The organism is Shimia sp., from assembly GCF_039969785.1.
Classification (GTDB): domain Bacteria; phylum Pseudomonadota; class Alphaproteobacteria; order Rhodobacterales; family Rhodobacteraceae; genus Shimia.
In genome coordinates this window covers 50,558-64,662 of record NZ_JBDVNC010000044.1, presented here as the reverse complement: position 1 = coordinate 64,662, position 14,105 = coordinate 50,558, and the positions used below count along the sequence as shown (strand labels likewise).

Here is a 14,105-nt window from a genome sequence, read left to right as displayed (position 1 = left end):
CCGAATAAAGTGTTTGTTTCACATGATTTGCAGGGGGTCTTTCAGGCTAAATCGCAGATGTAGGGGCTGTGACCCATACAACCGCAACTGGTGCGAATTTTTGTTATGAACGACGCAGCGTCAATCCAGCCGATGAACAAGGTCGGGCAAAGGTTGCAAGGTCGGCAGCTCAAAAAAACGGCTTGTGTCTGCGGGTGGTGAGGCTTTTTCCAGCTCCCACGCCGGGCCCTGAGGAATAAAGACACCCCAGCCACCGGCTGTGATCGCGGGCACAACGTCGGATCGCATGGAATCACCCACCATCAAAGCGCGCGCTGCGCCATCGCCGTGGCGTGCAAAGACGCGGTGGTACATTTCGGGCGTTTTGTCTGAGACTATTTCGACCCAGTCAAACAGCTCGCCCAACCCGCTTTGCGCCAGTTTACGTTCCTGATCCAGCAAATCTCCCTTGGTGATAAGCACCAGATGATAGTCGGCGCCCAGGCTCAGAACCGTGTCGCGGGCATGCGGCAAAAGCTCGATCGGGTGGCGCAACATTTCGCGCCCTGCGGCCATCAGTTCGGCAATTACAGCGGCGGGAACGCGTTCCTCTGTCACTTCAATTGCGGTTTCGATCATCGACAGCACAAAGCCTTTGATGCCGAACCCGTAATGTCCAAGATTGCGACGTTCAGCTTCCAGAAGGCGATCCATAAGATGATCCGCCGGTGCAAAATCCGTCAACAATTCCGCGAATCGCTCCTGGGTGATGCGAAAGAAACGCTCGTTGTACCAGAGCGTATCATCGGCATCGAAGCCAATTGTTGTCAGATTTTTAGCCATGTGAGCGCCCATCAGGTGTACAGCCCCTTTTCTAGAGCCCTGATGACGCTATATAAACACAGAACGCAATCCACCCCTATAGCGGACCGCACATATGCCATTGCAGCCATTGTTGATGTCAAACGACTCTGACGACGACGGAGATTCCGGTGTCGCCGTTCAGACGCGCATCAAGACCAAGCGCCCGCCGCTTTATAAAGTGATGCTGCTGAACGATGACTACACGCCGATGGAATTTGTGGTTCATATCCTTGAGCGGTTCTTTGGCATGACTCATGCCGAGGCGTTTGAGATCATGTTGACCGTGCACAAAAAGGGGCTTGCTGTTGTAGGTGTCTTCAGTCACGAGATTGCAGAGACCAAGGTGACGCAGGTCATGGATTTCGCGCGCCGCCATCAGCATCCGCTGCAATGCACTATGGAGAAAGAGTGATCAGCTAAGGCTGGTGCTCGTGATAATATGTCCCATTCCAGATTGACCCATGCCGTCGAGGCGTTTGGCCTTGTCGTGCCGACCGAAGGGCGCGTCGCCGTTTTTGCGCCGCGTGCCGGGTATGATTTATCGGCCCTGCCCAAAGAGAACTGCACACTCATTCAGCCACTAAAGCCGGACTGTGATGCTTTTGCGGCTGCCGGGTATCAGTGTGACGTTGAAGAGGCGGGCACATACGCGATGGCGGTTGTGGTCCTGCCCCGCGCCAAAGCCCAGGCACGTGATCTGTTGGCCCGGGCGGCGGCTGTGGCGGACGTGGTTGTGGTTGACGGTCAAAAGACCGACGGGATCGACAGCGTTCTGAAAGAGTGCCGCAAACGCGCTGACGTACAAGGCGTGGCGTCCAAGGCGCATGGCAAGTTGTTCTGGTTCCAGGGCGGAGACTTTGCCGAGTGGCGCGCGAGCGAGCCAACGCAGGTGGACGGGCGTTTTGTGACTTTGCCGGGTGTATTTTCTGCTGATGGGATCGATCCGGCGTCGCAGGCGCTGGCGGCGGCCTTGCCTGCTAAACTGGGACGTGTTGTGGCGGATTTGGGGGCAGGGTGGGGATACCTTAGTTCTAAAATTCTGGAAAATGAAAATGTCCGCGATGTGCATCTTGTCGAGGCCGACCATGTCGCGCTGGACTGTGCGCGCCGCAACGTGACGGATGCCCGGGCGCAGTTCCACTGGGCGGATGCCACGCAATGGGTGCTCAAAGAGCGGGTTGATACTGTGGTGATGAACCCACCTTTCCACACCGGGCGCAAAGCCGAACCCGGTTTGGGTGTAGAGTTCATTCAATCCGCCGCGCGCATTCTCACACCAAGCGGGCATTTGTGGATGGTTGCCAACCGCCATTTGCCTTACGAGACCACGCTGCAGGCGTGTTTCGCAAAGGTAGACGAGGTCGCAGGCGATAATCGGTTCAAAGTTTTGCACGCTCAGAGACCCGCTCGCAAGCGGCGTTGAATCCGCGTAAGCTGCGCAGAATCGGACAGCGTGATGGGGATCGCACATGTCATATTCAATAGCGGGTAAAACCGCGATCGTTACGGGATCAGCCAATGGGATTGGTCTGGCTGTGGGACGGCAGTTTGCCGACCTTGGCGCGAATGTCATGTTTGCGGACATGGATGAAAAACGGCTTGTTGCAGAGCTTGGGGTCAATACCGACGACGGCAATGTGCGCTATTTTGCCGGTGATTTGCGCGAAAAGCTGACCATCAAAAACCTGATTTCAGCGACGATTGATGCCTTTGATCAGGTCGATATTCTGGTGAATGGATGCCGTCAGGTGGTGCAGTCCGAAGCGTTGAACCCGGATGACAACACGGTCGAGCTGATGATGCAGCAGAACCTGATGACGGCATTGCGCCTGTCTCAGATGGTCGCCAAACGCATGATCAAGCAAAGCGCGGGGCAGGAAGAAGGCCCGGTCGGATCGATTGTGAACCTATCCTCAATAGCGGCACGGCGCACGCATCCTGACTTGTTGGCCTATTCGGTGTCGACAGCAGCGCTGGATCAGATGACACGTTCTTTGGCAGTGGCCCTGGCGCCGCACCGTATTCGGGTGAACGCCGTGTCCTTTGGCTCGGTCATGTCAGCCAGCCTGCAGGAAACGCTGAAGGAAAACCGCGAATACCGCAGCGAGATAGAGCATCACACGCCATTGGGGCGCATTGCAGCTCCGGGCGAATTGGCGGATGCGGTGCAATACCTGGCGTCGGACGGATCGGGGTTCATGACGGGCCAGATCCTGACCCTTGATGGCGGCCGCACATTGCTTGATCCGGTTACAGCTCCGGCACACTGATCTCTTCTCTGGTTTCCTGACGCGCCTGCTGTTAGGCAGTGGCGGTTACATTTCGGGGGACCCCATGTCGGATCAGATGGAAAGCCAGAGAGAACAGGCAAGCGCGTGGTTTCGTGACCTGCGCAATCAGATTGTCGCCGCGTTTGAGCAGCTGGAACACAGCCATGCCAAAGGCCCGTTTTCGGATCAGGATGCCGGGCATTTCGAAGTGACACAGACCAAGCGCGACAGCGCAGACGGATCCGACGCAGGGGGCGGGCTGATGTCTGTCATGCGTGGAGGTCGGGTGTTCGAAAAGGTCGGGGTCAACATTTCCACTGTTTACGGCGAACTTGGAGACCGGGCACAGGCGGCGATGGCCGCGCGCAAGGGTATCCCCGGTATGAAGGATGATCCGCGGTTCTGGGCATCGGGCATCAGCCTTGTTGCGCATATGCAGAACCCGCATTGTCCCGCTGTTCATATGAATACACGCATGTTCTGGACCCCGCACGCATGGTGGTTTGGTGGCGGGTCTGACCTGAACCCTTGTCTTGAATATGACGAGGACACCGCGCATTTCCACGACGTGCAAAAGACCCATTGCGACCGTCATGATACCGCACATTACCCGCGCTTTAAGGCGTGGGCTGATGGGTATTTCTATGTCCCGCATCGCAACCGGGCCCGGGGTGTGGGCGGAATTTTTCTGGATGACTATAACACCGGCGACTGGGACGCGGATTTTGGATTTATTCAGGATGTTGGCCGCGCGTTTCTTCCGGCGTTTGTACCGTTGATTGAAAAACGCCGGCCACAGGCATTTGGCGCGCCTGAGAAAGACGCACAATTGGTGCACCGTGGTCTCTATGCCGAGTATAATCTGGTGTATGACCGGGGCACCAAATTTGGTCTTGAGACCGGCCATGATGCCAACGCTGTACTGATGAGCCTGCCACCTATGGCCAAGTGGGTGTAACAAAAAACACGGCAGAGTAACCCCTGCCGTGCGTGTCTGTTCCGGGTGTCGATGGTTCAGGCGTGTTTGCGCGCCATGCGGATGTCACGGCAGAGCAAGCTGTGCAGCATCTCAATCTCGGAATCTGTGCCGCGAATGGCAGTCAGTTCATTTGGATTGTTGTTAAAGCGAATGCGCAAAGCTGCCATTCCGGGGGGCATGTCGCTGCGACGTACATAGATGCTTTTGATATTGCGCAAGGGTACGCGGCGCACGGCCTTGTGCCGATCCTGGCGGTTCAGCGCGGACACGATGAGTTCGTTTTTACGCGGGTCAAAGCGGATTTCGCTGCGATGGCCACGGATTGCAAAGCTGTATACCGCCAGACCCGTCACCGCACAGGCAACAGACAGCAGGAGTTTGCTGATCATCGGGTCTCCGGCAAAATTTGCATCGGGAAAAGACCACTGAACAAGTGATCCCAAAACGATGAGGATGCCAAAGAACCGCAAAATGGCTTCGGTGCGGGAGGTATGGCGGAATTTGCCGGACGATTCGCTGACGGCGTAGCCATTTTCCGCAGTTTCGGCCACTAGCGAGTTCCAACCTTCGGCGCCAACGGCTCCATATCGGGTTAAAGCATTCATGAGGTGTTCCTCTGTTCACTCATTTGAGGACAGAGTCGCCTTCAATCGTGACGAAATCGTGAAAGATTTGGTCCGTATTAAAGGTATTAACCTTATGCGTGTGCCCGCCGTGTCACATTTCTCGTCAAGTTACGTGCGCCAGTCAAAGAAACCCGGTCCAGCCTGCGCCAGCAAATGTTCGGCCATTTCGCGACCCAGCTTAGCGCCATCTTCGATGGGTGCGCTGCGTTCATCCGTGATGCTTTCTGATCCGTCCGGGCGCAAAACTTCTCCGCGCAAACGCAGGGTCGCGCCGTTGAGTTCACACAATCCGGCAATCGGCGTTTCACAAGATCCGTCCAGCGCGGCCAGAAAGGCGCGTTCTGCAGCCAGGCGCTGACCCGTCGGCGTATCATGGATTGCAGCCAGAATTTCGGCGGTGTTGGTGTCATCCGCCCGGCGTTCGATGCCAATTGCACCTTGTGCCACGGCAGGCAGCATGTCTTCGGGGGCAATCGCGGACGAGGCGACGTGGTCCATACCCAGGCGGTTGAGACCGGCCAGGGCAAGAAAGGTGCAGTCGGCGACGCCTTCTGACAATTTCTTGAGGCGGGTTTGCACATTGCCACGGAATTCCACAACTTTCAGGTCCGGACGGTAGTGCAGCAATTGTGCGCGGCGGCGCAAAGACGATGTGCCCACCACGGCGCCTTGTGGCAAATCAGCGAGTGTTTTCACGTTGGGCGACACAAACGCATCGCGGGTGTCTTCGCGGGGCAGATAGGTGTCCAGCAGCAGCCCGGCGGGCTGGTCGACGGGCATATCCTTCATTGAATGTACGGCGATATCGATGGCGCCTGACAGCAGGTCCTCTTCGATTTCCTTTGTAAACAGGCCTTTACCGCCCAATTCCTTAAGTGGGCGATCCTTGGCGATCAGCGCGGCGTCATCGCCGGTGGTCTTGATGATCACAATGTCAAAGGCCGCTTCGGGCAAATCGAATGCGGTCCTCAGGCGGCGGCGGGTTTCGTATGCCTGCGCCAGAGCCAGCGGAGAGCCACGGGTGCCAATTTTCAGGGGCGAGTCGGGTGAAGGAAGGGTCAATGTCATAGTCTTGGTCTAATCCCGGTGGTGCAGCCTGGCAAGCGCAGAAGGGTTGACATCCCGCTCTGAGCGCGTGACCAAGCACAGCAATTCGCCCAAAGGGTTGGGCGCGTTTCGTTGGGTCGAAAAGGCACGATTTTGACGCCCGGTTCCTTGATGCATGTCAACGCTGAGGCGACATGCCAAAGCTAAGAGGTGGTGTATGACACAATCCAAGAAAATTCTGCGGGCATTGGCCGGCGAAACACTCGACACACCTCCGATCTGGATGATGCGCCAGGCTGGGCGTTATTTGCCGGAATATCGCGCGACACGCTCGCAAGCCGGTGACTTTCTGTCGCTGTGCTATAACAGCGAACTGGCCGCAGAGGTGACCCTGCAACCGATCCGGCGTTATGGTTTTGACGCATCCATCCTGTTTGCGGACATTTTGTTGTTGCCGCAGGCGTTGGGTGCCGATCTGTGGTTTGTCACGGGCGAAGGGCCGCGCTTGTCGACCATCCAAACACAGGAAGATTTCGACAAGCTTAAGTCTGCGTCGGATATCGATGAGGTGCTGAATCCGATCTATGAAACCGTGCGCATTCTGTCGCGCGAATTGCCCGAGGAAACCACGTTGATTGGGTTTGCCGGGGCACCGTGGACGGTGGCGACCTATATGGTGGCTGGACGTGGCACGCCCGACCAGGGCCCGGCACACGCATTAAAGGACAGCAATCCTGCGCTGTTTGACCAGATTATTGAGCGTTTGATCGAGGGAACGATTGACTACCTGTCGCGCCAGATCGATGCCGGGGCCGAAGTTGTGAAGCTGTTTGACAGCTGGGCGGGATCACTTAAGGGCGCAGACTTTGACCGCTATGCGCTTGAACCTGCTAAAAAAATTATCGCAGCGCTGAAGGCACGACACCCCAATGTGCCGGTGATTGCATTCCCGCGTGGTGCGGGTGAACGGTATATCGGATTTGGACAGGCGACCGGTGCAGATTGCGTGGCGCTGGATGATGGTGTGACCCCGGTTTGGGCCGCTGAACATGTGCAAAAGGATGGTTGTGTTCAGGGCAATCTGAAATCATCGCATATGGTGACGGGTGGTCAGGCATTGATTGATGAGACCCGCAAAATCGTCGACGCGTTTGGCAAAGGGCCGCATATTTTCAACCTTGGCCACGGCATTACACCAGATGCAGACCCGGAAAATGTGCAGTTGATGATTGATACTGTGCGGGGCAAGTAAGCCCTGAAACGACGTATCGGCAGCGCGTCGGTATTACGTCGGTATTGCGTCGGTATCGTTGGCGGCAAGCTCGGATAGGATCTGATCCGTATGTTCGCCGCGTTTTGGGGCAGGGCGCACGGTTTGCGCCTGCCCGTCAAATCGCGGGGCAGGGGCGGCTTGCAAAGTTCCGCCCGGTGCCTGCCAGACATGACGTTCGATCATGTGTGGGCTGCGCGCGGATTCTTCGGGCGACAGAACCACGCCAACACAGGCATCGGACCCGGTGAACAGGTCATCCCAATGCATGCGCGATTCTGACAGAAACGTTTCGGTCAGTCGCGCGGTCAGTTTCGACCAGAGGCGTTTGTCCATCTGTTGTTGAAACTCGGGGTCGTCAGACAGATCCATCCTTGCCAGAAATTCCGCGTAAAATTGCGGTTCCAGACATTGCACGCTGACGTGACCGCCATCGGCACACAAATAGGTGCGGCTCCAGTGAGGGCCATCGAGCAGGCTTTGGCCGCGTTCGGGGGACAGGCCGCCGGATTGGCGGATCGCCATGAGCAGGTTCATCATGTGGGCAGACCCGTCAACGATGGCGGCATCCACCAGGGTGCCGCGCCCGGTGGTGCGCGCGTTCAGGATGCCGGACAAAAGGCCCACCACCAGATAGAGCGCGCCACCGCCGATGTCACCGACCAGCGTGGCGGGTGTGATCGGCGGCGCGTGGGGTTCGCTGGCATAAAACAGCGCGCCGGACTGGGCGATATAGTTAAGGTCATGCCCGGCGGTTTCCGCGCGCGGACCGGTTTGCCCCCAGCCGGTCATGCGGCCATAGACCAGCGCGGGATTGTCGGCGTGGCATTGGGTGGGACCCAGACCAAGGCGTTCCATCACACCGGGGCGAAACCCTTCGATTAGCGCATCCGCCGAGGCGATCAGAGCGCGGGCGATTTTCAGGTCGGCATTGTCCTTGAGGTCCAGCGTGATCGAACGTTTGCCGCGGTCCAGAACACTGGCATCCGTTGTGACCTGCCCGCCTTTGCCTTTGCGGTGGATGGTGATCACATCCGCGCCCAGATCGGCCAGCAGCATGGCAGCAAAGGGCGCAGGGCCGAGGCCTTCGATTTCGATGATGCGGACGCCGTTCAGCATTGGATGCTTCCTTGCAAAGGTTACGTGTCAGAGTCCAGAGACCGCGCAATCAGTTCCTTCATGATCTCGTTGGTGCCGCCATAGATTTTCTGAACGCGCGCGTCAGTGTAGAGTTCGGCAATCAGATATTCGTTCATATAGCCATAGCCGCCGTGCAGCTGCAGGCATTCATCGACAATTTCGCATTGCGTCTGACTGCCCCACCATTTGGCCATCGCGGCCTTTTCCGGGGTCAGGGTTCTGGCATCCAGTTCGGCCATGCATTGATCCAGAAAGGCCGAGAGCACTTCGATCTTGGTGGCGGCTTCGGCCAGTTTAAACCGGGTATTTTGGAAATCCATGATCCGCTGACCAAATGCCTTGCGTTCGCGCACATAGTCCAGCGTGGTGTCCAGCGCGCATTGGCTGGCGCCAAGGGCGGAAATGCCAAGGATCAGACGTTCCCAAGGCAGTTGTTGCATGAGCTGGATGAAACCTTGCCCCTCTTCCAACCCGATGAGGTTGGTTTGCGGCACGCGCACATCCTCAAAAAACAGTTCGGCCGTGTCGTTACGTTTCATGCCCATCTTGTCGAGCTTGCGACCGACGCGGAACCCGTCGAGATCTTTGGTTTCGATCATGATCAGCGACACGCCGCGCCCTTTGGCCTTGGGATCGGTTTTGGCGACCAGCACAACCAGATCGGCGCTGCCACCGTTGGTGATAAAGGTCTTTGCGCCATTGATGACGTATTCATTGCCGTCTTTGATGGCCGTGGTGGTGACGGCCTGAAGGTCTGATCCGGTGCCGGGTTCGGTCATGGCGATGGCAGCGACCTGATCACCCGAGGCCATGTGCGGCAACCAGCGTTGTTTCTGCTGATCGGTGGCAAAGGTGGTCAGATAGTGAGTGGCGATGTTGTGCACCGCAAAGCCCCAACCGGAATCACCGATCTTGGCCTGTTCCAGAAACGTGACGGCGTCAAAATGGCGGGACAGGCCGGAGCCGCCGCAGTTTTCGGGGATCGTGGCGCCAAGGATGCCTAGTTCGCCCGCTTTTTGCCAGAACGCCTTGGGGATGCTGCCCGCCTGTTTCCACGTGTCCCGGTGGGGCTGGAATTCGTCGTCCAGAAACCGCCGTACCGTGTCGGCATAGGCGTGGTGGTCTTCCTGCATCCAGGCGGGGTTGGGCATGGTGTCCTCCTTAAGAAACGCGGATCAGGGCGTCGCCTTTTGCGGTCTGTGTGCCATCATCGATGGTGGCAGAGAGGCGCAGGCGCAAGAAATACGCGGCGTCTTTTTCGAAACGGTCGGTGATTTCGCCGGTGCAGGTCAGGGTTGCCCCCACTGGTGTGATGGCGGTGAACCGGGACGACAGGGCGACCACGTTTGGCTGTCCGGCCCAGTCAGACACAAGGCGGCCAAGCTGGGACATCGTCAGCATGCCATGGGCAAACACGTCGTCCATTCCGGCAGCGCGCGCATAGTCGATGTCAATGTGGATCGAGTTGTGATCACCCGACGCCCCGGCATACAGCGCCAGCGTGGTGCGGGTGATTGGGCCAAACCGATGTTCGGGCAGCATATCGCCGGTGCGGGCAGATTGCAGTGTCAGGCTCATGCGGCGGCCTCGTGGCTCAGGCGGTGGATCAGATCGCGCTTGATGTCGACCACCAGACCGCGTTCGGGATGGGTCATGGTCTGGCGGATTTTGGCAATTTCCAGCTGACCGCCCTTGGCATCGACAAAGCCGACGATTTCGGTACGCACATCGACTGTGTCTCCGGCATAAAGAGGACCGTGATAGGAATAATTCTCATTGCCGTGCAAAAGCACACGCAGATCGGCGCGGATCAGATCAAGAAAATCGGTCTGGCCAAGGCGATGCGCGGTTTTGCCAGCCTCGGTCCCGATTACCGCGATATAGGTCAGAGGTGCCAGAATGTCGGGGTGTCCGGCGGCATGGGCGGCGGTTGGATCAAGGTAGATGGGATCGGTTTCGCCAATGGTTTCGGCAAAAAAGATCATCGCCCCACGTTCCAGCGTAACGGTGACCGGCGCGGTGATGTGGCCGGTTGTGCTGCGATCAAATATCCCCATGGATCAGGCGGCCTGATAGAGCGTCACAACACAAGCGCCGCCCAGCCCCAGATTGTGCTGAAGCGCGGTGCGGGCCCCAGCAACCTGACGTTCCCGGGCGGTGCCGCGCAGTTGATGCGTCAGTTCGTAACATTGAGCCAGACCGGTTGCGCCCAGCGGATGCCCCTTGGACAGCAATCCGCCAGACGGGTTGGTGACGTATTTACCGCCATAGGTATTGTCGCCATCGGCAATGAATTGCTGCGCGCTTCCTTCGTCACACAGCCCCAGTGCTTCGTAGGTGATCAGTTCGTTATGGGTGAAACAGTCGTGCAGTTCGACAACGTCGACGTCTTCGACGCCAATCCCGGCTTGTTCGCAGACCTGTTCGCGGGCGGCTTTGGACATGTCATATCCGACCAGCTGCATCATATCGTGTGCGTCAAAGGTTGACGGAAAGTCGGTGGTCATGGCTTGGGCGACGATCTGAACCTGCGATGAAATCCCGTGCTTTTGGGCGAAGGCTTCGGAACACAGGATCGCGGCGGCTCCGCCGCAGGTGGGTGGACAGGCCATAAGGCGTGTCATCACACCGTCCCACATCATCGGTGCAGCCATGACCTGATCTTCGGTCAGTTCGGTATTGAACAATGCCAGCGGATTGTGCGCGGCGTGTCGGCTGGCCTTGGCGCGAATTTTGGCGAAATCGTTCAGCGTGGTGCCGTATTTCTGCATGTGGGACTGCCCCGCGCCGCCGAAATAGCGCAGCGCCAGCGGCACCTGTCCATTGCCGACCAGCGCGTCGGTCTCTGCGTCAAAATCGTCAAACGGTGTTGGTCGATCCAACCAGTGGCTGCCAAGCGCGCCGGGTTGCATTTGTTCAAACCCGACCGCCAGAACGCAGTCGGCGATGCCATGTTCGATGGCCTGACGGGCCAGAAACAGAGCGGTCGACCCGGTGGAACAGTTGTTGTTGACGTTTACGATGGGAATGCCGGTCATACCGACATGATACAGCGCCTTTTGACCAGATGTGCTGTCTCCGTAGACGTACCCGGCATAGGCCTGTTGAATGTCATCGTACGACAGTCCGGCATCGGCAAGCGCGTCGCGAATGGCGGCGGCGCCCATTCGGTCATAGCTTTCGGATGCGCCGGGTTTGGCGAATTTGATCATGCCGACACCGGCAATAATGGCTGACTGGGGCATGGCGAAACCTCGAATCCCTGTGATGCGGCGAGTATCTGGGCTTGGGGCGGTTGAGGCAAACGTTTGTGTGGCCAAGTGACGTTCGGTTTTTAGCGGCCACTGATGTCGGGCCTAGATCATAAAGCGGTGCAATGCTGCCTTGGTCTCCGTCCAGACCGGGTCGAGTGTTCTGGCTTGTTCCGCCGCTGACTTCAGATCACCGGTCTTCGCGGCCTGTTCAATCGCCAGAAGGGTTTTTCGCAGCTGACTTGCACCAAAAACAGATGCACTCGCCGCTGCCTTGTGGGTGTCTGCGGCGAGATCAGGCATTTGGCCAGCGGTCAGGTCTTTCTCAGCAAGTGATCCGTTCAAGGTTTCTAATTCGTCGTGAAAGCGCGTCATGAGCGCGTTTACACGCTTATCTCCAAGGCTTTCACGGGTCGACAACAGGTGCGTTTCGTCCAGTACGCCGGAGTCCAATGTCGGCGCGGCATTTAGGATCGTTTCCCCGGAGCGAATTCGTGTCAGCGCTTCGGTAAGTTGCTTTCGGCTGAGAGGTTTGCTGAGAAAGCCGTTCATTCCGGCGTGTTCAATTTCACCCAAATCCAAAGGCATGACATTTGCCGAAAACGCAATGATCGGAGTGGATCGTGATGCGCCATCGCCGCGCCTTATGCATCCGGCGGCCTGAAACCCGTCCAGTCCCGGCATGGAAATGTCCATCAGGATGACGTCATATTCATGTTTGTTCGCATGTTCGACCCCGGCTATACCGTCGGGTGCGCAGGTGACTTTGTGGCCTTCGCGGTGCAGCATTTCACAGGCGACGTCGCGATTGATGTCATTGTCTTCGACCACCAGTATATCCAGAGCGTTGCTTGCATCGGCTGTAGGGGTGGCAGTTTTTTGTGAGGGCGGAGCAGCAGCCGGTTGGACAGGCAGGTGGAACCAGAAAACGCTGCCTTCATGCCGCGTGCTTTCCACGCCAATATCGCCGCCCATAGCTATGACGATGCGCCGTGAGATGCCGAGCCCTAATCCAGTGCCGCCAGTCTGTCGGCCAAAAGAGGCGTCGCGCGTTACAAAGTCCTGAAACACTTTCTCAAGGTCCTGATCCGGGATACCCAGACCGGTATCTATCACCCGGAATTCGACATAGGTGACGGGTGTGTCTGAGATCACTTCGACTTCAATTCTGACTTCTCCATCGGGAGTGAATTTGATCGCGTTGTTCGTCAGATTGAGCAGCACCTGTTCCAGCCCGGTTGGATCAAGGCGCACCCAACGCTGCGGTTGGCCGACCCAATACCAGCAAAGCTTGGTTCCGCTGCGTTTCGCCAGGCTGTATTGCCCGTCGAGTACATCCTGAACAACCTTGTCGAGATCGGTGAGCACGCTGGTGAACGTGGCTTTACCTGCTTCGAACCGGGCAAGGTCCAGAACGCTGTCGACATGCCGCGTGAGCACTTTTCCAGAGACTTCCATATTGCGGACGAACTGGGCCTGAGTAGCGTTGAGGGATGTGTCTTCCAGCAGAGAAAGGGTGCCAAGCAAGCCATTCAGTGGGGTGCGGATTTCATGGCTCATGACCGTCAAAAAGTCAGATTTGGCTTGTTCTCCGGCCAGCGCGCTGTCGCGGGCCTGCACCAGCTCTTTTTCGTCAGCGACCCTTTTGGAAATGTCTCGCAAGAAGGCAACATAGAGCTCCTGCTCGCTGTCAAATGCCGACTGGACAGCGATCTCAACCGGAAAAATTTCGCCGGTGGCACGTCGGGCCTGAAGCTCCACTCGACCGCGTCCGACCAGTTGTCGTATGTTGACTGTACCCGACGTGTTTGTGCTGTTGGGAGATCCGGAAAGGGGTTCATCCGCGACAAACAGGTCGTGCATGCTGCCCATTCGGGCCACGGCTTTGCTGAGACCAAAGATGTTTTGTGCCGCTGCGTTAAATTCTAATACGCGCCCTAACGTGTCACAAACTATGACGCCGTCTAACGATGTGGTCAGAATCGTGTTCATGCGGTTGTTGGCCTGTGCCAGAGCAGTGCCACGATCCCGGGCTTGTCGGTAGATTATCAACATATAGAAAATCAACGCGACAAGAGCCGCCACAAGTAAAACCGCCAGAAGCGCCAGCCGGATGAGCGTGGTGCCAACGTCTTTTCTTTTCTCGTCAGACTCTTCCACAAAACGCCCCAGACCAACCACGGCCAGCTTGCGCGCATCAAGGCGTAGTTCCTGGGTCCGGTCGCGCAACATGGGCAGGGCATTGCGCAAGTCGGCATCCGGGCCATCCATAAGAGGGATCGCATCATTGAGAAATTGTCTGAGATCGTGAAGCGACTGGTTGAAGGCGTCGGCCTTGGCGATCCGCGTATATATTGGCGACGTGGACAGAAATTCGACGCGGCTGTAGGCGATGTCGAACTCTAGCCGCACGGTCTCAAGATCGGAGGTGTCGTCATTGCTTGCCAGTGCGATGGCATTGGCAAGTTCGAGCATTTCGACCTCGACCTGACCAAAGGTCCATTGCAGCGTGTCCGTGCTTGCGGTGTTCAGGCGGCGCAAGTTGGTCTGGACTTCGATCGACAGGAACACCAGCATAACCATCAGGATACCGGCAACGCTGGCCAGAATGACGCCGATTTTCCAGCGGCGCCGCGGCTCGAGCATAGCGAGGGTCGAAGAGAGTTTGGCAGAATGCGG

The 14,105-nt window shown here is 57.5% G+C and carries 14 protein-coding genes; 5 read left to right on the top strand and 9 right to left on the bottom strand.

The features are described from left to right. Nucleotides 1-120: 120 nt before the first annotated feature. Entirely contained in the window at nt 121-822 is a 702-nt protein-coding gene (locus ABJI08_RS19450; RefSeq protein WP_348403516.1) for an HAD family hydrolase, read from the bottom strand. Between the two features lie 115 nt (nt 823-937). Here ABJI08_RS19450 and clpS point away from each other — a divergent pair, with 115 nt between their 5' ends. The 4 genes from clpS to hemF all read left to right on the top strand — a co-directional run bounded on the left by clpS (nt 938) and on the right by hemF (nt 4,071). Then, on the top strand, nt 938-1,255 hold the full coding sequence (gene clpS, locus ABJI08_RS19445) for an ATP-dependent Clp protease adapter ClpS (protein WP_348403515.1): 318 nt from the start codon (nt 938-940) through the stop codon (nt 1,253-1,255). A gap of 27 nt (nt 1,256-1,282) precedes the next feature. Beyond that, the gene (locus tag ABJI08_RS19440; RefSeq protein ID WP_348403514.1) at nt 1,283-2,266 is read left to right on the top strand and encodes a methyltransferase; all 984 of its coding nucleotides are present in this window, start codon (nt 1,283-1,285) and stop codon (nt 2,264-2,266) included. A 46-nt stretch (nt 2,267-2,312) separates the two neighbouring features. Next, the gene (locus ABJI08_RS19435; RefSeq protein WP_348403513.1) at nt 2,313-3,113 is read left to right on the top strand and encodes an SDR family oxidoreductase; all 801 of its coding nucleotides are present in this window, start codon (nt 2,313-2,315) and stop codon (nt 3,111-3,113) included. Between the two features lie 64 nt (nt 3,114-3,177). Further along, entirely contained in the window at nt 3,178-4,071 is an 894-nt protein-coding gene (gene hemF, locus ABJI08_RS19430; protein ID WP_348403512.1) for an oxygen-dependent coproporphyrinogen oxidase, read from the top strand. A gap of 56 nt (nt 4,072-4,127) precedes the next feature. On the opposite strand, the gene ABJI08_RS19425 is transcribed toward hemF, so the two are convergent. Together ABJI08_RS19425 and hemC are read right to left on the bottom strand one after the other, a co-directional pair. Next, the gene (locus ABJI08_RS19425; RefSeq protein WP_348403511.1) at nt 4,128-4,697 is read right to left on the bottom strand and encodes a hypothetical protein; all 570 of its coding nucleotides are present in this window, start codon (nt 4,695-4,697) and stop codon (nt 4,128-4,130) included. A gap of 129 nt (nt 4,698-4,826) precedes the next feature. Further along, nucleotides 4,827-5,786, bottom strand: a complete 960-nt coding sequence (gene hemC, locus ABJI08_RS19420) for a hydroxymethylbilane synthase (RefSeq protein WP_348403510.1) — start codon at nt 5,784-5,786, stop codon at nt 4,827-4,829. A 196-nt stretch (nt 5,787-5,982) separates the two neighbouring features. Between hemC and hemE the strand changes: the two genes are divergently transcribed. Further along, on the top strand, nt 5,983-7,017 hold the full coding sequence (gene hemE / locus ABJI08_RS19415) for a uroporphyrinogen decarboxylase (protein ID WP_348403509.1): 1,035 nt from the start codon (nt 5,983-5,985) through the stop codon (nt 7,015-7,017). A gap of 33 nt (nt 7,018-7,050) precedes the next feature. On the opposite strand, the gene ABJI08_RS19410 is transcribed toward hemE, so the two are convergent. From ABJI08_RS19410 to ABJI08_RS19385, 6 genes are all read right to left on the bottom strand, one after another. Further along, nucleotides 7,051-8,154 (bottom strand): CaiB/BaiF CoA-transferase family protein, encoded by a 1,104-nt coding sequence (locus tag ABJI08_RS19410; RefSeq protein WP_348403508.1) that lies wholly within the window; start codon nt 8,152-8,154, stop codon nt 7,051-7,053. Nucleotides 8,155-8,174: 20 nt separating this feature from the next. Beyond that, the gene (locus tag ABJI08_RS19405; protein ID WP_348403507.1) at nt 8,175-9,326 is read right to left on the bottom strand and encodes an acyl-CoA dehydrogenase family protein; all 1,152 of its coding nucleotides are present in this window, start codon (nt 9,324-9,326) and stop codon (nt 8,175-8,177) included. Nucleotides 9,327-9,336: 10 nt separating this feature from the next. Continuing rightward, nucleotides 9,337-9,753 carry a MaoC family dehydratase gene (locus tag ABJI08_RS19400; RefSeq protein ID WP_348403506.1) on the bottom strand — a complete coding sequence of 139 codons (417 nt, stop codon included), beginning with the start codon at nt 9,751-9,753 and terminating at the stop codon, nt 9,337-9,339. Next, entirely contained in the window at nt 9,750-10,232 is a 483-nt protein-coding gene (locus ABJI08_RS19395; protein WP_348403505.1) for a MaoC family dehydratase N-terminal domain-containing protein, read from the bottom strand. The genes ABJI08_RS19400 and ABJI08_RS19395 overlap by 4 nt, the downstream gene beginning before the upstream one ends. A gap of 3 nt (nt 10,233-10,235) precedes the next feature. Then, a complete protein-coding gene (locus tag ABJI08_RS19390; protein ID WP_348403504.1) occupies nt 10,236-11,420 on the bottom strand; it encodes a lipid-transfer protein in 1,185 nt (394 codons plus the stop codon). Nucleotides 11,421-11,531: 111 nt separating this feature from the next. Beyond that, nucleotides 11,532-14,072 carry an ATP-binding protein gene (locus ABJI08_RS19385; RefSeq protein WP_348403503.1) on the bottom strand — a complete coding sequence of 847 codons (2,541 nt, stop codon included), beginning with the start codon at nt 14,070-14,072 and terminating at the stop codon, nt 11,532-11,534. Nucleotides 14,073-14,105 lie beyond the last annotated feature (33 nt).

What these genes read in the sequence shown, in the direction of transcription:
- ABJI08_RS19450 (WP_348403516.1), bottom strand. Translation starts at nt 822, where the DNA reads ATGGCTAAAAATCTGACAACAATTGGCTTCGATGCCGATGATACGCTC.
- clpS (WP_348403515.1), top strand. Translation starts at nt 938, where the DNA reads ATGTCAAACGACTCTGACGACGACGGAGATTCCGGTGTCGCCGTTCAG.
- ABJI08_RS19440 (WP_348403514.1), top strand. Translation starts at nt 1,283, where the DNA reads ATGTCCCATTCCAGATTGACCCATGCCGTCGAGGCGTTTGGCCTTGTC.
- ABJI08_RS19435 (WP_348403513.1), top strand. Translation starts at nt 2,313, where the DNA reads ATGTCATATTCAATAGCGGGTAAAACCGCGATCGTTACGGGATCAGCC.
- hemF (WP_348403512.1), top strand. Translation starts at nt 3,178, where the DNA reads ATGTCGGATCAGATGGAAAGCCAGAGAGAACAGGCAAGCGCGTGGTTT.
- ABJI08_RS19425 (WP_348403511.1), bottom strand. Translation starts at nt 4,697, where the DNA reads ATGAATGCTTTAACCCGATATGGAGCCGTTGGCGCCGAAGGTTGGAAC.
- hemC (WP_348403510.1), bottom strand. Translation starts at nt 5,786, where the DNA reads ATGACATTGACCCTTCCTTCACCCGACTCGCCCCTGAAAATTGGCACC.
- hemE (WP_348403509.1), top strand. Translation starts at nt 5,983, where the DNA reads ATGACACAATCCAAGAAAATTCTGCGGGCATTGGCCGGCGAAACACTC.
- ABJI08_RS19410 (WP_348403508.1), bottom strand. Translation starts at nt 8,154, where the DNA reads ATGCTGAACGGCGTCCGCATCATCGAAATCGAAGGCCTCGGCCCTGCG.
- ABJI08_RS19405 (WP_348403507.1), bottom strand. Translation starts at nt 9,326, where the DNA reads ATGCCCAACCCCGCCTGGATGCAGGAAGACCACCACGCCTATGCCGAC.
- ABJI08_RS19400 (WP_348403506.1), bottom strand. Translation starts at nt 9,753, where the DNA reads ATGAGCCTGACACTGCAATCTGCCCGCACCGGCGATATGCTGCCCGAA.
- ABJI08_RS19395 (WP_348403505.1), bottom strand. Translation starts at nt 10,232, where the DNA reads ATGGGGATATTTGATCGCAGCACAACCGGCCACATCACCGCGCCGGTC.
- ABJI08_RS19390 (WP_348403504.1), bottom strand. Translation starts at nt 11,420, where the DNA reads ATGCCCCAGTCAGCCATTATTGCCGGTGTCGGCATGATCAAATTCGCC.
- ABJI08_RS19385 (WP_348403503.1), bottom strand. Translation starts at nt 14,072, where the DNA reads ATGCTCGAGCCGCGGCGCCGCTGGAAAATCGGCGTCATTCTGGCCAGC.